Genomic DNA, 17865 nt, shown 5'->3' on the forward strand with positions numbered 1-17865 from the left:
CCCCGTCAGGCCGTCGACAGTTTGTAGCCGGCGCTGCGTACGGTCCGGATCAGCCGTGGCTGCGCCGGGTCGTCCTCGATCTTCGCGCGGAGCCGCTGTACCGCCACGTCGACAAGTCGGGAGTCGCCGAGGAAGTCGTGGTTCCAGACCAGGTCCAGCAGCAGCTCCCGGGTGAAGACCTGGCCGGGTCGGCGGGCCAGCTCCAGCAACAGGCGGAACTCGGTGGCGGTGAGCGTCACCTCCCGGCCGTGCCGGCGCACCACGAAACCGTCGGGGTCGATCTCCAGGCTGCCGACCTCGATGACTGTCGACGGGGGCGGCACGCTCACCCGGCGCAGCACCGAGCGGACCCGGGCCACCAGCTCGGGCAGGTCGAAGGGTTTGCGCAGGTAGTCGTCCGCGCCGCACTCCAGCCCGACCACCACGTCGATGGTGTCGGTGCGCGCGGTCAGCATCAGGATCGGCACCTGGCTGGTCCGCCGGATCTCCCGGCAGACCTCGAGACCGTCCAGGCCCGGGAGCATGATGTCGAGCACGATGAGGTCGACCGGGCGAGCGCGGAAGGTCGCCAGGGCCTGCCGCCCGTCGACGGCCGTGTCGACCCGGAAGCCGGCGCGGCGCAGTCCGAGGGCGGCGACCTCCCGGATCGAGAAGTCGTCCTCGACCACCAGGACGCGGCCCTCCATCATCCGAGGGTAGACCCGGGGCCACGGTGCGTAGTCCTGGCGGAACGGTCGACATCGGTGGCCGGCTGGCCCCCGGTGCGGCGCCGTCCAACAGCTACGGTCAGGTGCCTTCGGCACCCCTGGACCAAGCTCACACGAAAGGGCACGACGTGAAACGTCATGGCTGCGTGATCCGACTCCGCCCCGAGCAGCGGGAGACCTACCTGCGGCTGCACGCCGCCGTCTGGCCGAGCGTCGAGAAGACGCTGCGCGAGGCGAACTTCCGCAACTACACCATCTTCCTGCACGACGACCTGCTGTTCGGCTACTACGAGTACGTCGGCGACGACTACGAGGCCGACCAGAGGTTGATCGCCGCCGACCCGCAGACGCAGGAGTGGTGGAAGCTGACCGACCCGTGTCAGGAGTCGATCGCCGAGCCCGGCTCGGGGAACTGGTGGGCCCCGATGCGCGAGGTCTGGCACCTGACCGACGAGGCCTGACCCGGGATGCTCGACCGCGTCGATCATGGAGTTGTGGTGCCCGATGCCGCGGTGTTCGCCGGGTTTGTCGCCCACCACAACTCCATGATCGACGGGGCGAGGGACGCGGCTTGCTCCGGCTGCGCGCCACGCGGTCGATCTCGCTGTCCATGCTCACTGTCGGTGGTGGATGTATCGCACTACGATGCGAGTGTCGAGGTTGGATCCACGGGGTCCGGTGGAACAACGGATCACCCAGGCATCGCGGGGGCGACGGTGACCGACGGTGGTAACAGGGGCGGTGCCGACAGGCGCGAGCACGCGACGACGCCGCAGCACCGTGGCGGCGCCGGGGTAACTGTCGCACTCGTGTTGTTGGCGGTCCCGCTACTGCTGATCATGTGCATGTCGGGGCTGGCGCTCGTCACGGCCATGGCTCCGTCCGAGCCGTGCCGGCCCCCATTCGTGCAGGATCCGTCGGAGTGCGGACCCGAGCCGTTGGCGTTGCTCCCGACCGCGTTGCTGGCGGGCGGCTACGGCACGGCGGCCATCGTCCTGGCCCTCAGAGCCAGCCTGCCGCCCTGGGTGCGCATCGGCGCCCTGAGCGTGGCGCCGGTGGCCGCCGTTCCCCTTCTCTGGGCGTTGTTCGTCTACCGCCCCTACTGACCGCGAATTTCTTCGGCAGAATAGGCGCGGGCCTGTCGATCGGGATCGGTTCCATTCGTAGCCCTGGTGAGAGCCCGCCAGCGCGGCGGGCCGCAGACCCGCTGGAGGGCACGATGACCGTCATGAAGCAATACCTGCTGTCCGTGCACTTCGTCGAGGGCGCGCCGGCCCCGTCCGACGAGGAGATGCAGACCATGTTCGCGGAAACCGGCCGGATCAACGACGAGATGCAGGCCGCGGGCGCCTGGGTCTTCGGCGGAGGGCTCGTCTCGCCGGACAGCGCCACCGTCGTCCGGGTCGAGAACGGCGCCACCACCATGAGCGATGGGCCGTTCGCCGAGACGAAGGAGCACATCGCCGGGTTCTGGGTCATCAAATGCGAGGACCTGGACCAGGCGCTCGCCTGGGCCGAGAAGTGCGCGGCGGCCTGCGGCCCGGTCGAGGTACGCCCCTTCGACGACCTGTCCCAGGCCTGAACAGGAGTCGATCACCCGACATGGACCTGGCGAGCATCTACCGCGCGGAGTACGGCCGCTGCGTCGCCACCCTGGCCCGCGTCCTCGGTGACATCAACCTCGCCGAGGAGGCGGTCCAGGACGCCTTCACCACGGCGCTGCAGAAGTGGCAGACCCCGCCACCCAACCCGGGTGCCTGGATCGTGACCACCGCCCGCAACCGGGCCGTCGACCGGCTCCGCCGGGAGTCGACCCGCGAGGCCCGGCACGCCCAGGCTCTGCTGCTGCACCACCAGGACGAGCCCCGAGAGGTGGGACCGGTGAAGGACGACCAGTTGCGACTCATCTTCACCTGCTGCCACCCGGCGCTCGGCCCGGAGGCGCGGACCGCCCTCACGCTTCGCCTGCTCGGCGGTCTCGACGTACCCGAGATCGCCCGGGCCTACCTGATTCAGGAGTCGACAGTCGCGCAGCGGATCGTGCGCGCGAAGAAGAAGATCCGGGACGCCAACATCCCGTACCGGGTGCCCGCCGAACACGAGCTGCCGGACCGGCTGCCGCCGGTGCTCACCGTGCTCTACCTGATGTTCAACGAGGGCTACGCGTCCACCGCCGGGCCGTTGATCAGAACGGAACTGTGCGCCGAGGCGGTCCGGCTCGCCCGGGAGCTCGCCGCGTTGATGCCCGACGAGCCCGAAGTGCTGGGCCTGCTGGCCCTGTTGCTGCTGACCGAAGCACGTCGTCCGGCCCGGCTCGGCCCGTCCGGCGAACTGGTGCTGCTGGCCGACCAGGACCGGTCACTGTGGAACCGGGCACTCATCGCCGAGGGGCACGACCTGGTCCGGCGGTGCCTGCGGCGCAACCGGCCCGGCCCGTACCAGATCCAGGCCGCGATCGGCGCCGTGCACACCGACGGCGCCGCCACCGACTGGCCACAGGTCCTGGCACTGTACGACCAGCTCCTCGTGATCGCGCCAACGCCGGTCGTCGCGCTCAACCGTGCCGTCGCCGTCGCCGAGGTGTACGGGCCGGCGGTGGCCCTCGCCGAGTTGGAGGGTGTCGACCTCCCGGGTTACCACCGGCTGCCCGCCACCCGGGCCGAGTTGCTCGCCCGGCTCGGACGCGACGACGAGGCGCGAGCCGCCTACGACCAGGCCGTGGCGCTGGCCACCAACGAGACCGAGCGGGCCTACCTGCAGACCCGTCGTACCGCACTGAGTCCCCGTGAACGGAGCACATCATGACCGCCACCTACACCGTCGACGTCTTCTCCAGCCTCGACGGCTTCGGCACCACAAGCGGCAACTGGGGCGGGTACTGGGGCAAACAGGGTCCCGAGCTGCTCGCGCACCGCCTGGCCGTCTACGACGAGGAGCAGCGCATGGTCATCGGGGCCCGCACGTACCGGGTGTTCGCGCAGCTGCTGGCGGCCAGCACCGAGGAATCCGAGGTGCGCGACGCCTGGGTGACCCGGATGAGGAGCCTGCCGGCGACTGTCGTGTCGAACACCCTGCGCGGCCCCCTCGACTGGCCGGACGCGACGGTCGTGCCCGGTGATGCCGTGGACGTCGTCGCCCGGCTCAAGGAGGAGTCCGACGTGCCGCTGCGATCGCACGGCAGCCTGTCGATGAACCGGGCGCTGATGGCCGCCGGTCTGGTCGATTTCATCCAGGTGACGATCTTCCCGGTGATCACCGGTCAGACCGGGACGGAGCCGATCTTCTCGGGGGCGGCCGACTTCGACCTGGAGCTGGTCGACAGCCGCATCCTCGACTCTCGGTCCCAGGAACTCGTCTACCGCCCCACCCCGCATGTCTGAGCCGTCCCGGCAACCGTCAGGGTCCGATCACCACTGGTGGGCCACGTCGAGCACGATCCGGCTGTGCGCGCCGGGACCGCTGAGGACGAACGCGCGGAACGGCAACCGCGCCCGTACGCCGACCGCGAAGGTGCTGTACCCCTCGAAACTGCCGCCGAAGACGACGTCACGCGCTGTCTGGTAGCGCAGCAGGTTCGCGACGTGCGCACCGACCGCGTACGGGACGGTGCCCTGGTGGGCGTCGTCGTACGCGGGTGCGCGCAGGGAGACCCGCAGCAGCGCGCCTCCGGCGGTGTACGGCGACAGCGCCAACCCTTCGCCCTCGGTCCACGTCTCGCCGTAGCCGATCGCGTAGCCGTCGACCGGGCCGGCGAACTCGAACACCACCCGGTCGTAGCAGTCGTGCTGGCCGGTGCGGACGTCGACCAGCGGGGCGTCGCTGAGCGCGCCCGCCGACTTCTCCCCGCTGCCCCAGGTGATGTCGCAGGACGCCGACCCGGTCGTGGTGCCGGCCGCGGTGCTGCTGCCCGCGCCGACGACCAGCCCGGCGAGGACGACCACCAGTGCTGTCAGGGCGCTTCTGATCCTCATCGTGGTTCTCCAATCGAGAGTCGGGACCACGTGGCGGCGGCGCTGCCGGTGGCCCTCTGCCGCCACCGTCGTCCTGCCTCGGCACCGGCACTTCGCCGTGGCGTAACCGCTCGGTAACAGTGGCCGGGGTTCAGTCGACAGTGGGCGGCCTTTCAAGCCTGCGCAGCGGGGAGCAGAACACCGGAAGCCAGGTCACCGCGTTCGTGACCGCGCCGACCACCAGCGCGGTGCGGACGCCCGCGTACTGTCCGAGCGTTCCGGCGAATACCGCGCCGATGGTGAGCGCCCCGGTGAGCAGGAACCGGAAGGTGGCGTTCATCCGCCCGAGCAACGCGTCCGGGGTGGCGCCCTGGCGGAGGCTGACCCCGATCACGTTGGCTACTCCCGTCCGCCAGGCCAACGCCAGCCAACCGGTCGCCGCCACCCAGAGCAACGGCCCGGTGTCGATCAGCGGGACCAACCCGCCGAGCGGCGCAACGAGCAACCCGGGCAGCCAGAGCGCGCGACCATGACCTATCCGTTCGGCGAGCGGGCGTGCGGTCACCGCGCCGAGCAGGGCACCGATCCCGCCCACGCCGAGGAACAGGCCGAGGGTGGCGGCGCCCAGCCCCAACTCGCGCAGGAACACCACAGGCAGCAGGGTGGTGGTCAGCTGCATGGTCAGGTTGATGCTCGCGGTCGAGAGGGCTAGCGGGCGGAGCAGGGGGTTGCCGGTCACGTGCCGGACGCCCGTGCGGAGCTGCTTGACGAAGCCGCCCGGGTCCCGAGCCGGACGTCGGCGGGGTGCTTCGACACGGATTCGGCCCAGAATCACACCGGACAGCACGAAGGTCGCCGCGTCCAGCACTATCGCGACCGGCGCCGTGAGCGCCTGTACGACGATCCCGCCCAGCCCTCGACCGGCGATCTGCATTGTCGCATTGGTGCTCATCATCAGCGCGTTCGCCGCCACCAGCCGGCTCCTGCCGACCACCTCCGGCAGATAGCTCTGCGCGGCGACGTCGGCGAAGACGGTGCCGACTCCGGTCAGCAGTACCACCACGTACAGCTGACCGATGGTCAGCCACCCGGCCCACCAGGCCACCGGCACGGATGCGACAAGCGCCGCCCGGGTGAGATCGGCGCTGACCAGGACGGCACGGCGTGGCAGCCGGTCGACCCAGACTCCGGCGGGCAGGCCGATCAGCAGGAACGCGGCGGTGCTCAGTGCGCCGAGCAGCCCCACCTCGCCGGGGCTCGCCGACAGCAGGGCCACCGCCAACACCGGCACGGCCAACTGGCCGATGTGGAAGCCGACACCATCGATGAGGGCGGCGGTGTAGAGCAGTCGGAAGGGTAGCGGCCAGCGGTTGGTCTGGTCCTTCGATCCGGTCGTCGTCGAGGCGGTGGTCATGCCGCCCACGGTGCCAGCAGCGGTGCTTCGCACCGATAGATTTGACTCTCGCCGAATCCGTCGGGGGCGCGAATGATGCTTGTCGGTCTGAACGCACGGGACCTGGCGATGACCCGATTCGCTGTGTCACCGCTCTGGGAGGCTGTGGCGAGCGTGCGGATCATCAAGCGACCGCGTCAGTTTCCCGAGCATCTGGCCTGGTACGAGCGGGCCCAGCCGCGCTTGGCGGGCGTACGGTGGCAGCTCTTCGCCGACCTGGTGCAGATCCCGACGCTGATCATCCCGACCTTCGTCTGCCCGCCGCCGGCCACCTCACAGCCCACCCTCGACATCGAGTTGGCGGCCCTCGTCGCCACCCCTGCCGACGCGGTGCGGGCCAGCCTCGACGCACTGTCCGGACCCCGGTCGTCACGTCTGGCGGCGCTCTACGCCGATCCGCCGGGTCACCTGGCGCGGCTGGCCGAGGCCATCCGGGCGTACGTCGACGCGGTCATCGCACCCTACTGGCCGCGGATGCGCACCCTGCTGGAGCGGGAGGTGCTCCTCGGTGCGCAGCGCATGGCCACCGACGGGGTCCATGGTCTGCTCAACCACCTCGATCCCTTTGTCCGGCTGGAGGCCGACACGCTGTCGGTGCAGCACCTCACCCACAGTGGCACGGTGCGACTCGACGGGCGAGGCCTGCTGCTGGTGCCGTCGGTGTTCATCGGCCGCCGGGTGTGGTCGAACTTCGGCTCTCCTGGGCAACCGGTGCTGCGCTTTCCGGCGCGGGCGGTGGCGACGCTCTGGGAACGGGACCGGAAACCGCACGGGCACGCGCTCGACCGGGTGCTGGGTCGGACCCGCGCGGCGCTGCTGCACGAGTTGGCCGTACCGACCTCAACCCTGGAACTGGCCGAGCGGTGCCGGCTCAGCGCGGGCACCGTGTCCCAGCACCTCGGCGCGCTGCGTGACGCCGGCCTGGTCGGCACCCACCGGGTCGGACGCTTCGTGCTCTACGCCCGCACCACCGCAGCCGAGGCGCTTATCGCCGCCGACGGTACGACCGTCACCTGAGACCTGTCGGAACGACCTGCCACGGCGCTGGCCCGCCTCGGCGGTATGACGCGGTGGCCGACAGCCGGTGCTCCGGCATCAACGGCCCGTACGAGATCTGCACCAACAACACAAACGGCAACTCCGGCGCCTGCTACGGCGACTCGGGCGGGCCGCAGGTGCGTCGGGTCAACGGAGTGTGGAACCTGATCGGCGCCACCAGCCGGGCCGGCAACAACAACTCCACCTGCGCCACCGGCCCGTCCATCTACGTCGACCTGCCGTCCATCCGGTCCTGGATCAACTCCCAGGTCGGCGGCCTACCGGTCTGACCACCTTGGACTGACTCTGCGGGCGGAGGACGCGCGATCGGCGACCTCCGCCCGCGGCGCGTGTTCTAGAGGACCGGGCCACCTGCGGCGGCGAGGGCCTTCAGGAATTCCCGGAGACGGCGCTCGCGGCGAAACCGCCCCTCGAAGAGGCCGATCTGCCACGCGGCGGGGCTGTCGACGCTGCTGCGCCAGTGTTCGGCCAGCTTCTGCGTGTCAGAGTGCGCTGTCAGCGCCTGCGCTGCCGCGGGTGGCAGGTCGAGGATGAGGAGCGGGCCGAAGGGGCTGTCGCGCTCCACACGAACGCCGCTGAGCGCACGGGCCGGCAGCCGCAGGTCCCACCAGGCCGGGTCATCGGGGTCGGCGTCGGTCAGTTCGTCGGCCCACACTCCGCGTAGTCGGCCGCGGACCTCCCCGTCGGTGACCGACAGCATCGGGAGCCCGGCGCCGCAGGCGTACCAGGCGCCCGCGCCGATATTCGCCATCAGCAACAGCAGGGGGGCAGCCACCACCACGGCGGGCACAGCGACGAACGGCAGCCACGCCGCCACCGTAGCCAGCGGCGCGGTCACGAGGAGGGCCAGGACCCCGGCGACCATCAGGCCGAGGACCCCGCTGACAGTCATCGGCCGCATCCGATAACCGGCCTTGATCGGTCGCAGCGTGCCGAGCACCCGCAGCAGGTTTCGACGCATGCGCAACTCCGGCGCGAAATCGACCATGCCGCCCTCTCGTTGCCCGCTGCGTTCCTGGCATCGTAGGCGAGCAGGGCGCGGCCGGCTGCCCTCCCGATGCTGGCACCGCTGCTCATCCGCCGCCGCACCGGGCCGGCCCCCGAGGCCGGCTGCCGACCAGCCCAACGCGGTCCACGAACCGGATCGGCTCGCCCGGGAGCGTGGCCGCCTCACCGCGCCGGGTACGCGCCCTCGCGCCTCGGGATGTCGTCGTCGTACGCCCCGACCGGCCCGCTGTAGCGGACCGTGCCCTGTGGGTACGGCCAGGCGTGCGCGGTGCAACCGTGCAGGCCCAGCGTCTGTTGCTGCATCACCGGTGCCGGCCGACCCCGGCCGGGGCATCGTTCGTGACCGAACCCGAGTTTGTGCCCGACCTCGTGGTTGACCATGTACTCCCGATAGGTGGTCAGGCTCGCGCCGTACCGGGGCACCCCCTTGACCCAGCGCGCCACGTTGAGCACGACCCGGGCGCCGTTGCGGCACGACGTGTAGCCCTCCGGCTGGTCCTGGCAGAGGGTGTCGCGGGTGCCGGGGGTGGCCAGGTAGATGGTGAAGTCGGTCGGCTCGTCGGGACCCACCCGGCGCAGCCGCCACCTCCCGCCCGCCGTCCACCCGCGCGGATCGTTCAACGTCGTGGAGATGGCCGTCGCGGTGTCGCGCACCGGCAGACCGCGGATGTCGCGTTCCACGGCGACCCGGTAGCGCAGCAACCGACCGCCTGTCGCGCCCGTGGATGCCGCCTCGGCGGGTGCCGTCGTCCAGCGGTTGCCGCCGGTGGCGGGGTAGGTGACCTCGACGGCCGGCGCGGAGCCGGGCGGAACACCGGCGACTCCGGCCGGCCGACCGGAGGCGGTGAGCGGGGCCGGCCCGCTGGTGCTCGGCTCGACGGCGACGGGAGCGGTGCCCGATTGCCCGGCGGCCGGCTGTCCACAGCCGGTGGGCAGCGCCACCACCATCAGTATCGCCGCTGAGGCGGTACGCCACCGGCGGGTAACCTTCGTCGACATGTCTCTCCCCTCGCGCGCCGATCGGCGGCGGCGCGGAGGAGAAGACGGGCGATGACTGCGAAAAGTTGACGTGACTTCGGCTCAACCTTTTCCGGGCCTCACCCGTCCCTAGCGGTGTGGCACGGGGGGAGGGTTCGACGGTGGCGCGGGGTGACGCGGAGTTCGTCGAGTTCGCCAGAGCGGCGTCCGCGCGACTGGTGCATGCCGCGTTCCTCATGACCGGCGACCACCACCTGGCCGAGGACGCCGCGCAGACCGCCCTGGTCCGCACCTATGCGTCCTGGTCACGGGTACACGACGACGACGCCTACGGGTACGCCCGCCGTACCCTGGTCAACCACCTGGTCGACGGGTGGCGACGACCGATGCGGGAGTATCCGACCGACGAGGTGCCGGAGCAGCGGCGCGACGACGTGGCCGACGAGGTGGCCACCCGGCGCTGGTTGATCACCATCCTCGGCGCGCTCAGCCCTCGCGAGCGGGCCATCGTCGTGCTGCGCTACTACTTCGACCTTCCGGAGGCGCAGGTGGCTCGGGAACTCGCCGTATCCGTGGGCACTGTCAAGAGCACGAGTTCGCGGGCCCTGGAGAAGCTGCGCAGCGCCGCGCCGCGCACGGCTGACCGGGCGGCACGCCGATGAGCGAGTGGGACCGGCTCCGCGACGCCATGCGGGCCACCGAGCGCCCCGAGGCCGTGCTCGACCTGGACCTGGTCATGCGCGAGGGCCGGCGGCTACGCACCCGTCGACGGATCCTCGGAGCGGGGGCAGGCACCTTCGCGGCCGCGCTCGTCGCCGTCGTCGTGGTGGGGGTCGTCGCCCGGCCGGGTGATCCGCCCGCACCCGAGCGCCCACCGCCGGCCGCCGTCGCTGGGCCGTCGGCCGGTGTCTCACCGACGGTTCCGGACCCGCTGGAGCCGACGGTGGCCGGCGACGAGCCGCCCCCGAAGCCCCTGGGTCAGGTGATCGACACCGGGGTGCGGTACGGCACCGACCGGCGGGTCTACTACGTCGTCGGGGTGTCCGTACCCCGTGCGCCGAAGGTGACGATCGGGCTGGCCGCCGGCCGCCAGGCGCCGGGCGGCGCACTGACCACGGACCTGCTGATAAACGACGTCGAGGGAGCCGACCGTAGTCCCGGGTTCCACGAGATCGGCTACGACGAGAGTTCGTCGACCACGCCGGTGCCGACCTTCGGCTACTTCGTCGGCCCCGCCCATCGGATCACCGGCACTGTGGGTGGCCGGCAGGTCGACGCCCGACTGGCCCGCTGGAGTTTCGACAAGCAGGTGGTGATCTTCTGGTTCGAGCCGACCCGGTTGACCCCGGGGGAACGGCTCGACGGCATCATCGCCCGCGACGTCCGCGGCCAACGGCTCTGACGCGCCGCGTGGTCCCTCAGGCCGAACCTGTCAGCCGGCGCTCGATAGTCACAGTGGTGCCCTCCGCGGTGGAGATCAGCCGCACGTCGCCGTAGGCGTTCATCAGCAACGCGCCGCGTCCCCGGTCCATCGCTGGCCGACGGTCCCGCCAGGTGCCGAAGTCCCGCACCGAGATCCGGATCAGCCCGCCGCCCGCCTGCAGCCGGACCTGTACCTCCGGCCGGCTGGGCCGCTGCGCGTGCTCGACCGCGTTGTTCGTCGCCTCGGACGCGGCGAGCAGCAGATCTTCCACCAGGTCCGGGTCGACGTCGAGGTCGTCAAGTGCCAGCCGGACGTCGCGACGCATGGCAGCTGCCGAGGTGGGCGTGGACGGGTAGGTCCACCCGACGTCCAGGACGTCGCCCAACCCGATCCGGTCGGTCGGGGCCGGCGCCAGCACCGGCGGGTTCGGCCCGGGTGCTACCGACCGGGGCGGCGCGACGGCGGTGACCGGGTCGGGTCGCGTCGGCGCCACCTCGACAGCCGGTGCGTTCGCGTCGCCGCTCGGGCGGCTGCCGGCCCGCCGAATGCCGGCCCGGACCCGGGCGATCAGCTCAGCTGCGGCGAACGGCTTCACCAGGTAGTCGTCGGCGCCCAGGTTCAGGCCCTCCACGCTGGCCTGCCCGCCGGCGCGGGCGGAGAGCACCAGCACCGGCAGGGACCGGGTCGCCGGGTCCGCGCGTAGCCGCCGGACCAGGTCGAAACCGTCGAGCACCGGCATCATCACGTCGGTGAGGAGCAGGTCCGGCGGTTCGCGGCGGATCTCGTCGAGAGCCTGCCGGCCGTCGGTGACCGCCCGCACCCGCCAGCCCTGCCCGGTGAGCAGCCGGCTGAGGTACGCCCGCATGTCGGCGTTGTCGTCGGCGATGAGGATCCGCGCGCCGGCCAACTCGTCCACGGCCGGACCGGACACGTCGCCAGGCACCGTCGGGTCGCCGCCCGGCTCGGTGAGCCAGCCCATCGCCTCCTCGACGGTGGCCCGGGCGGCGTCGCCCCGTCCGACCGACGCCGGTCCGGTCCCCGCCGGGCGACCCGCCGTCGCCCAGGGCAGCGCGACGGTGAACGTGCTGCCGACACCCACGCTGCTGGTCACCCGGACCGTGCCGCCCTCCAGTCGGGCCAGCTCGTACGCCAGGGCCAGGCCGATGCCCGTACCCTCGTGGCTGCGGGCGCGGGCGCCCCGGACCCGGACCCGGTGGAAGCGTTCGAAGAGCTTCGGCAGGTCCGCGTCCCCGATGCCGATGCCGGTGTCCGCGACGGTGAGGCGGACCTCCTCGTCATCGGCTTCCAGGGCCACCCGGATCCGGCCGATGAACGTGTACTTCAAGGCGTTCGACAGCAGGTTCGTGACGATGCGTTCCCAGTTGACCGGGTCGACCGCGACCGGCCGGGGCAGTGGCGGGCAGACCACCTCGAGGGTCAGCCCGGCCCGCTCCACGGCGGCCCGGAACACGCCGGCGAGCTCGGCCGTGAGGGCCGCGAGGTCGACCACCCGGGCGTCGCTGCGGGCGCGTCCGGCCTCCAGGCTGGAGAAGGTGAGCAGGCTGTTGACAAGTGTCAACAGCCGGGTGGCGTTGCGCCAGGAGGTCTCCACCCGCTCCCGTTGCGCCACCGGCAACGGCGCTGTGGCGTCGGTGAGGGCGTCGGTGAGCGGGCCGAGGATCAGGGTCAGGGGGGTACGGAACTCGTGGCTGACGTTGGCGAAGAAGTCGGTTTTCGCCCGGTCCAGTTCGGCAAGCGCCTCGACCCGACGCCGCTCTTGCTCGTACTCCTGGGCGTTGCGCAGCGACACGGCGATCTGCTGGGCCAGGAGCTGGTAGAAGGATCGGTACGCCTCGTCGAGCCCCCGGCTGGGGCTGACCCCGGCCAGCAGGACGCCGAGCGGCTGGTCCTCGTCGCCCGAGGGCAGTGGCAAGGCCAGCGCGCTGCGGACCGGGTCGCCCCACGGGCCGCCGGGCACCGACAGCCGGTCGGCGATGTTGGGCACCGCCGTCGGTCGGCCCCGCGCGGCATCCGCGAGCCCCCACCCGTCCGCGACCCGGCCGGTGTCGGCCAGCTCGACGGTGTCCGGTAGCGCTCCCTGGTACCCCTGGTCGCCGCCGGTGCAGGCGACGTGCCGCAGCACCGTGCCGTCGCGCAGGTAGATGGCGGTGAACGGCACGTCCAGGGGGTGGCCCTCGATCGCGTCGGTCAGCCGGACGCTTGTGGCGGGCACGTCGACGGTGCGTCCGTCGCCGAGAACTGACAGGTCCCGCAGCAGTCGCAGCCGGCGTTCGCCGACCACCTGTTCGGTGACCTCGCTGCACACGGTGAGGATGCCGACGGTGCGGCTGTCGTCGTCGCGGACCGGGGCGTGCGAGACGCTGAAGTACGCCTCCTCGCGGTAGCCGGCCCGCTCCAGCAGCAGCTGCAGGGCGGGGACCCAGGTGGCCACTCCGGTCTCGGTGGCCTGGTCGATGAGCGGGGCGAGGACGTCCCAGCCCTCGGCCAGGGTCACCCGTACGTCGTCGCCGAGCGCGGCTGGGTGTTTGTCGCCGATCAACGCGGAGTACGCGTCGTTGTAGAGCTGGGAGAAGCGCTCTCCCCAGAGCAGCAGCATGGGGTACCGGGACGAGAGCACCATCCGGACCGCGGCGCGCAGGCTCTGCGGCCAGCTGGTCACCGGGCCGAGTGGGGTACGGGCCCAGTCCAGCTCTGCCATCAACCGGCCGGTGTCACCGCCGCCGGTGAACAGGTCGGTGCCGGGTCCTGTCACGCCTGATCCGGCCCCATCGCAAGCCCCCGTTCCGGGCCCAACGACCCCTGCTGGCGTACCTACCCATCCTGGCACCTCTACTCACCTGTGCCGACGCCGGTACCTACCACCGAGGCGGCGGGGGTTCGACACGAACGACCGATGCTTGCGACATCGACATCTGTAAGTGTCTCGGGTATCTCCCCCCAACCCCGAGGAGCCCCCATGAGAGGCAGAACGCTGAGCGCGGGTGTCGCGCTCGCCGTGTTCGCCGGCATGACGGTGACGCTGGCCGCCCAGCCGGTGACCGCGTCGCCCACCACCGCGACAGTGGCCCGGCCGATCGCCGCGTCCGCCGCCGCTCTGGCCGCACCGGACGTCGCCGTCAGCAACGTCCAGGCCCACCTGACCCAGTTCAACTCCATCGCCAGCAGCAACGGCGGCAACCGCCGGGCCGGCTCGGCCGGCCACAGCGCCTCCCTCAACTACGTCAAGACCAGGTTGCAGTCGGCCGGCTACACCGTCACCGAGCAGTACTGCTCCAGCTGCACGTACCCCTCGAACAACCTGCTGGCGGAGTGGCCGGGCGGGCCGGCCGACCAGGTGGTCATGTTCGGCGCGCACCTGGACGGCGTCTCCGCCGGGCCGGGGATCAACGACAACGCCACCGGCTCGGCGACACTGCTGGAGAACGCGCTGGTGCTGGCCGCGCAGAACCCGACGATGACCAAGCGGGTCCGGTTCGCCTGGTGGACCGACGAGGAGCAGGGGCTCAACGGCTCCCGGTTCTACGTCAACTCGCTCAACTCGACCCAGCGCGGTTATCTCACGGGCTACTACAACTTCGACATGGTCGGCTCGGTCAACGGCGGCTACTTCATCAACCGGGTCACCTCGAGCACTGCCGCGCCACTGAAGGCGTACTGGGACTCGTTGGGTCTGCAACCGGAGGAGAACGTCGAGGGTCAGGGCCGCTCCGACGACTACTACTTCCAACAGGCGGGCATCCCCACCTCGGGCTACGCGGCCGGCGCCAGCGCCCGCAAGACCAGCTCGCAGGCGGCCAAGTGGGGCGGCACCGCCAACTCCGCGTACGACCCGTGCTACCACCGGGCCTGCGACACCACCGCCAACGTCAGCGCCACGGTGCTCAACCGGGCGGCCGACGGGGTCGCGTACGCGCTGTGGCAGCTCGCCGTCAGTGGTGGCACCCCGAGCTGCACCGGTGGTCAGGTGGTCGGCAACGGCGGGTTCGAGAACGGCAGCACGCCGTGGACCGCGTCCTCCGGAGTGATCACCAATTCGAGCAGCAAGCCGGCGCGGACCGGGTCGTACAAGGCGTGGCTGGGCGGCAACGGCCGCTCCGGCACCGAGAGCCTCACGCAGTCGGTGACCGTACCGGCCGGTTGTGCCAGCTACACGCTGTCGTTCTGGCTGCGCATCGACACCGCCGAGACCACCGCCTCCACCGCGTACGACAGGCTCACCGTGCAGGTGGGCTCCACCACGCTGGCGACGTACTCGAATCTCAACGCCGCCGCCGGCTACGTCCAGCGCAGCTTCAACGTGGCCGGGTTCGCCGGTCAGACGGTGACCCTCAGGTTCACCGGCACCGAGGACTCGTCACTGCAGACCAGCTTCGTGATCGACGACGTGGCGTTGCAGGCGAGCTGACCGCGTACCGCCAGGGGCGGGCCGTCGTCGGTCGAACCGGCGACGGCCCGTCGCGCCCGAGCGGCGGCGTGGTCAGGGCAGCTGCGGGTAGAGCGCGGACACGCCGCCGGGGAATCCGGCCTGCACCCGCCGGCTGACCTCGTCGGCGACGATCTCGTACGCGTCGGCCTCGATGCCGTCCACCGCGAGCCGGGCGATCACCGCCGGGTCGGACTTCGGGCCGGTGACGGTCGCGGCCATGTCGGTGTCCAGATAGCCGACGTGCAGGCCGGCGACCCGGACGCCCCGCTCGGCGAGCTGGAGGCGCAGCGCGTTGGTCATCGCCCACTCGGCGGACTTGGCGGCGCCGTAGGCCCCGTGGATCGGGAAGTTCACCCAGGACAGCACGGACAGCACGTTGAGGATCGTCCCGCCGCCGTTGCCGGCAATGAGCGGCGCGAAGGCCCGGACCATGGACAGGGTGCCGATGTAGTGGGTCTCCAGCTCCAGCCGGATGAGGTCCAGGTCACCGTCGATCAGGTCGGTGCGGGAGTCGATGCCGGCGTTGTTGATCAGAAGGTTGACGTCCCCGGCCAGTGTGGCGGCGGCGGCGACCGAGGTGGGGTCGGTGATGTCGAGGCGCACCGGCGTCACGCCGGGCAGGTCGACGGTGTCCGGGTTGCGCGCGCCGGCGTAGACGGTGGCGCCCCGGGCGAGGAGTTCGGCGGCCAGGTGCCGGCCGAAGCCGCGGTTGGCGCCGGTGACGAGGGCGGTGCTTCCTGCGATCTTCATGGCGGTGACGCTATCCCACCTGACTTCTGTATGCCAAAGTCAGCCATGTCACGGAGCTGCCCCGGTCCGATCGGGAATACGACCGGGATGCGGTCACCACGCGACCGGTGACGACTCGTATCCTTTCCGCGAACATCCGCACGAGCCGAGAAGGGAGACGGTGTGAGCAATCAGGCCGAGACGTTGGAGTTCCAAGCCGAGGCGCGTCAGCTGCTCCAGTTGGTGGTCCACTCCATCTACTCGAACAAGGACGTCTTCCTGCGGGAACTCATCTCCAACGCGTCCGACGCGCTGGACAAGCTGAGGCTGGCCACGCTCGTCGACAAGGACCTCGTCGCCGACACCGACGACCTGCACGTCGCCCTGGAGATCGACCGGGACGCCCGCACCCTCACCGTGCGGGACAACGGCATCGGCATGACCCGCGACGAGGTCGTCGCGCTGATCGGCACCATCGCCAAGTCCGGCACCGCCGAGCTGCTGCGCCAGCTGCGGGAGTCTTCCGACGCCCATGCCTCGCAGGACCTGATCGGCCAGTTCGGCGTCGGCTTCTACGCCGCGTTCATGGTCGCCGACCGGGTCACCCTGCTGACCCGCAAGGCCGGCGAGACCGGCGGCACCCGCTGGGAGTCCACCGGCGAGGGCACGTACACGATCGAGGAGGTCGACGAGGCACCGCAGGGCACCACTGTGACCCTGCACCTCAAGCCCGCCGACACCGAGGACAACCTGCACGACTACACCGCCGAGTGGACCGTCCGCGAGATCGTCAAGCGCTACTCCGACTTCATCGCGTGGCCGATCCGGATGACCGTCGAGCGGCCGGGCACCGACGACGCCCCCGCCACCAGCGAGGTGCAGACGCTCAACTCGATGAAGGCGCTCTGGGCGCGGCCCCGCGACGAGGTCGACGCCGCCGAGTACAACGAGTTCTACAAGCACGTCAGCCACGACTGGGCCGACCCGCTCGAGGTCGTGCACATGAAGGGCGAGGGCACCTTCGAGTACGAGGCGCTGCTCTTCCTGCCCAGCCACGCCCCGCTGGACCTGTTCTCCCCGCAGGGCCGCCGCGGCGTCCAGCTCTACGTCAAACGCGTGTTCATCATGGACGACTGCGAGGCGCTGGTCCCCACCTACCTGCGCTTCGTCAAGGGCGTTGTCGACGCGCACGACCTGTCGCTGAACATCTCCCGGGAGATCCTCCAGCAGGACCGGCAGATCCAGATCGTCCGCCGTCGCCTGGTCAAGAAGGTCCTCGCCGCCGTCAAGGACCTCAAGACCAACCACGCCGAGCGCTACCGCACCTTCTGGACGGAGTTCGGCGCGGTGGTCAAGGAAGGGCTGATCGACGACACCGACAACCGCGACACGCTGCTGGACATCCTGTCGGTGGCCTCCACCCACGACCCGGCCGAGCCCACCGATCTGGCCGGCTACGTGTCGCGGATGAAGGACGGCCAGAACGACATCTGGTACGCCACCGGCGAGTCGCGGGCCGCCATCGAGAACTCTCCGCACCTGGAGGCGTTCCGGGCCAAGGGTCACGAGGTGCTGCTGCTCACCGACCAGGTCGACGAGGTGTGGGTCGAGCGGGTCGGCACGTACGACGGCAAGACGCTGCGCTCGATCGCCAAGGGCGAGATCGACCTGGACACCGACGAGGAGAAGCAGCAGGCCGAGGCCGAGCGCGAGCAGCAGCGACAGGAGTTCGCCGCGCTGCTCGACTGGCTGGGCACCACCCTGACCGACAGCGTCCGGGAGGTCCGCCTGTCGTCCCGGCTGACCACCTCACCGGCCTGCGTCGTCGGCGACGCCCACGACCTCACCCCGACCCTGGAGAAGATGTACCGGGCGATGGGGCACGAGATTCCCCCGACCAAGCGGATCCTGGAGATCAATCCCGGTCACCCGCTGGTCTCCGGGCTGCGCAAGGCCCACGAGCAGGGCACCGACACGGCGGCTCTGGCCGAGACCGCCGAGCTGCTCTACGGCCTGGCGGTGCTCGCCGAGGGTGGCGAGCTGACCGACCCGGCCCGCTTCACCCGCACGCTCGCCGACCGGCTGGCGCGCACCCTGTAACTGGCGTGACT

17 protein-coding genes and 1 pseudogene are annotated in these 17865 nt (G+C 71.0%); 11 read left to right on the forward strand and 7 right to left on the reverse strand.

Annotated features, from left to right (window positions below; translation table 11 throughout):
- Positions 1–5: 5 nt before the first annotated feature.
- The gene (locus tag AB0B85_RS11465; RefSeq protein WP_357406117.1) at positions 6–686 is read right to left on the reverse strand and encodes a response regulator transcription factor; all 681 of its coding nucleotides are present in this window, start codon (positions 684–686) and stop codon (positions 6–8) included.
- Positions 687–853: 167 nt separating this feature from the next.
- On the opposite strand from AB0B85_RS11465, the gene AB0B85_RS11470 reads away from it, so the two are divergent.
- The 5 genes from AB0B85_RS11470 to AB0B85_RS11490 all read left to right on the forward strand — a co-directional run bounded on the left by AB0B85_RS11470 (position 854) and on the right by AB0B85_RS11490 (position 4087).
- Positions 854–1168, forward strand: coding sequence for an L-rhamnose mutarotase (locus AB0B85_RS11470; protein ID WP_357406119.1), 315 nt, complete (start codon positions 854–856; stop codon positions 1166–1168).
- A gap of 255 nt (positions 1169–1423) precedes the next feature.
- Complete coding sequence (locus tag AB0B85_RS11475) at positions 1424–1813, forward strand: hypothetical protein (protein WP_357406121.1); 390 nt, start codon at positions 1424–1426, stop codon at positions 1811–1813.
- Between the two features lie 122 nt (positions 1814–1935).
- Positions 1936–2289 carry a YciI family protein gene (locus tag AB0B85_RS11480; RefSeq protein WP_357406123.1) on the forward strand — a complete coding sequence of 118 codons (354 nt, stop codon included), beginning with the start codon at positions 1936–1938 and terminating at the stop codon, positions 2287–2289.
- 20 nt (positions 2290–2309) lie between these two features.
- On the forward strand, positions 2310–3512 hold the full coding sequence (locus AB0B85_RS11485; RefSeq protein WP_357406125.1) for an RNA polymerase sigma factor: 1203 nt from the start codon (positions 2310–2312) through the stop codon (positions 3510–3512).
- Positions 3509–4087, forward strand: a complete 579-nt coding sequence (locus AB0B85_RS11490; protein ID WP_357406127.1) for a dihydrofolate reductase family protein — start codon at positions 3509–3511, stop codon at positions 4085–4087. The genes AB0B85_RS11485 and AB0B85_RS11490 overlap by 4 nt, the downstream gene beginning before the upstream one ends.
- A 27-nt stretch (positions 4088–4114) precedes the next feature.
- On the opposite strand, the gene AB0B85_RS11495 is transcribed toward AB0B85_RS11490, so the two are convergent.
- Positions 4115–4678, reverse strand: a complete 564-nt coding sequence (locus AB0B85_RS11495; protein WP_357406129.1) for a hypothetical protein — start codon at positions 4676–4678, stop codon at positions 4115–4117.
- 130 nt (positions 4679–4808) lie between these two features.
- Entirely contained in the window at positions 4809–6071 is a 1263-nt protein-coding gene (locus AB0B85_RS11500; RefSeq protein ID WP_357406131.1) for an MFS transporter, read from the reverse strand.
- A gap of 108 nt (positions 6072–6179) precedes the next feature.
- Between AB0B85_RS11500 and AB0B85_RS11505 the strand changes: the two genes are divergently transcribed.
- Together AB0B85_RS11505 and AB0B85_RS11510 are read left to right on the forward strand one after the other, a co-directional pair.
- On the forward strand, positions 6180–7127 hold the full coding sequence (locus tag AB0B85_RS11505) for a DUF5937 family protein (protein WP_357406133.1): 948 nt from the start codon (positions 6180–6182) through the stop codon (positions 7125–7127).
- 53 nt (positions 7128–7180) lie between these two features.
- Positions 7181–7438: pseudogene (locus AB0B85_RS11510) on the forward strand (trypsin-like serine protease); the annotation flags it as partial.
- 65 nt (positions 7439–7503) lie between these two features.
- On the opposite strand, the gene AB0B85_RS11515 reads toward AB0B85_RS11510, so the two are convergent.
- Positions 7504–8157, reverse strand: a complete 654-nt coding sequence (locus tag AB0B85_RS11515) for a hypothetical protein (protein ID WP_357406135.1) — start codon at positions 8155–8157, stop codon at positions 7504–7506.
- A 182-nt stretch (positions 8158–8339) separates the two neighbouring features.
- Positions 8340–9176: a DUF3152 domain-containing protein gene (locus AB0B85_RS11520; protein WP_357406137.1), complete on the reverse strand. Its 837-nt coding sequence runs from the start codon at positions 9174–9176 to the stop codon at positions 8340–8342.
- A 140-nt stretch (positions 9177–9316) separates the two neighbouring features.
- On the opposite strand from AB0B85_RS11520, the gene AB0B85_RS11525 reads away from it, so the two are divergent.
- Both AB0B85_RS11525 and AB0B85_RS11530 read left to right on the forward strand, forming a co-directional pair.
- A complete protein-coding gene (locus AB0B85_RS11525) occupies positions 9317–9817 on the forward strand; it encodes a SigE family RNA polymerase sigma factor (protein WP_357406139.1) in 501 nt (166 codons plus the stop codon).
- Positions 9814–10557: a hypothetical protein gene (locus AB0B85_RS11530; RefSeq protein WP_357406141.1), complete on the forward strand. Its 744-nt coding sequence runs from the start codon at positions 9814–9816 to the stop codon at positions 10555–10557. The genes AB0B85_RS11525 and AB0B85_RS11530 overlap by 4 nt, the downstream gene beginning before the upstream one ends.
- Positions 10558–10573: 16 nt before the next feature.
- On the opposite strand, the gene AB0B85_RS11535 is transcribed toward AB0B85_RS11530, so the two are convergent.
- Positions 10574–13351: an ATP-binding protein gene (locus AB0B85_RS11535; RefSeq protein WP_357406143.1), complete on the reverse strand. Its 2778-nt coding sequence runs from the start codon at positions 13349–13351 to the stop codon at positions 10574–10576.
- Positions 13352–13555: 204 nt separating this feature from the next.
- On the opposite strand from AB0B85_RS11535, the gene AB0B85_RS11540 reads away from it, so the two are divergent.
- Positions 13556–15004, forward strand: a complete 1449-nt coding sequence (locus AB0B85_RS11540; protein ID WP_357406145.1) for a M28 family peptidase — start codon at positions 13556–13558, stop codon at positions 15002–15004.
- Between the two features lie 72 nt (positions 15005–15076).
- On the opposite strand, the gene AB0B85_RS11545 is transcribed toward AB0B85_RS11540, so the two are convergent.
- Complete coding sequence (locus AB0B85_RS11545; RefSeq protein WP_357406147.1) at positions 15077–15775, reverse strand: SDR family oxidoreductase; 699 nt, start codon at positions 15773–15775, stop codon at positions 15077–15079.
- A gap of 162 nt (positions 15776–15937) precedes the next feature.
- Here AB0B85_RS11545 and htpG point away from each other — a divergent pair, with 162 nt between their 5' ends.
- Entirely contained in the window at positions 15938–17854 is a 1917-nt protein-coding gene (gene htpG / locus AB0B85_RS11550; protein ID WP_357406149.1) for a molecular chaperone HtpG, read from the forward strand.
- The last annotated feature ends 11 nt before the right edge of the window (positions 17855–17865 follow it).

The organism is Micromonospora sp. NPDC049044, from assembly GCF_040649215.1.
Taxonomy (GTDB): Bacteria; Actinomycetota; Actinomycetes; order Mycobacteriales; family Micromonosporaceae; genus Micromonospora.

What these genes read in the sequence shown, in the direction of transcription:
- AB0B85_RS11465 (WP_357406117.1), bottom strand. Translation starts at nt 686, where the DNA reads ATGGAGGGCCGCGTCCTGGTGGTCGAGGACGACTTCTCGATCCGGGAG.
- AB0B85_RS11495 (WP_357406129.1), bottom strand. Translation starts at nt 4,678, where the DNA reads ATGAGGATCAGAAGCGCCCTGACAGCACTGGTGGTCGTCCTCGCCGGG.
- AB0B85_RS11480 (WP_357406123.1), top strand. Translation starts at nt 1,936, where the DNA reads ATGAAGCAATACCTGCTGTCCGTGCACTTCGTCGAGGGCGCGCCGGCC.
- AB0B85_RS11505 (WP_357406133.1), top strand. Translation starts at nt 6,180, where the DNA reads ATGACCCGATTCGCTGTGTCACCGCTCTGGGAGGCTGTGGCGAGCGTG.
- AB0B85_RS11520 (WP_357406137.1), bottom strand. Translation starts at nt 9,176, where the DNA reads ATGTCGACGAAGGTTACCCGCCGGTGGCGTACCGCCTCAGCGGCGATA.
- AB0B85_RS11490 (WP_357406127.1), top strand. Translation starts at nt 3,509, where the DNA reads ATGACCGCCACCTACACCGTCGACGTCTTCTCCAGCCTCGACGGCTTC.
- AB0B85_RS11530 (WP_357406141.1), top strand. Translation starts at nt 9,814, where the DNA reads ATGAGCGAGTGGGACCGGCTCCGCGACGCCATGCGGGCCACCGAGCGC.
- AB0B85_RS11540 (WP_357406145.1), top strand. Translation starts at nt 13,556, where the DNA reads ATGAGAGGCAGAACGCTGAGCGCGGGTGTCGCGCTCGCCGTGTTCGCC.
- AB0B85_RS11485 (WP_357406125.1), top strand. Translation starts at nt 2,310, where the DNA reads ATGGACCTGGCGAGCATCTACCGCGCGGAGTACGGCCGCTGCGTCGCC.
- AB0B85_RS11545 (WP_357406147.1), bottom strand. Translation starts at nt 15,775, where the DNA reads ATGAAGATCGCAGGAAGCACCGCCCTCGTCACCGGCGCCAACCGCGGC.
- AB0B85_RS11500 (WP_357406131.1), bottom strand. Translation starts at nt 6,071, where the DNA reads ATGACCACCGCCTCGACGACGACCGGATCGAAGGACCAGACCAACCGC.
- AB0B85_RS11515 (WP_357406135.1), bottom strand. Translation starts at nt 8,157, where the DNA reads ATGGTCGATTTCGCGCCGGAGTTGCGCATGCGTCGAAACCTGCTGCGG.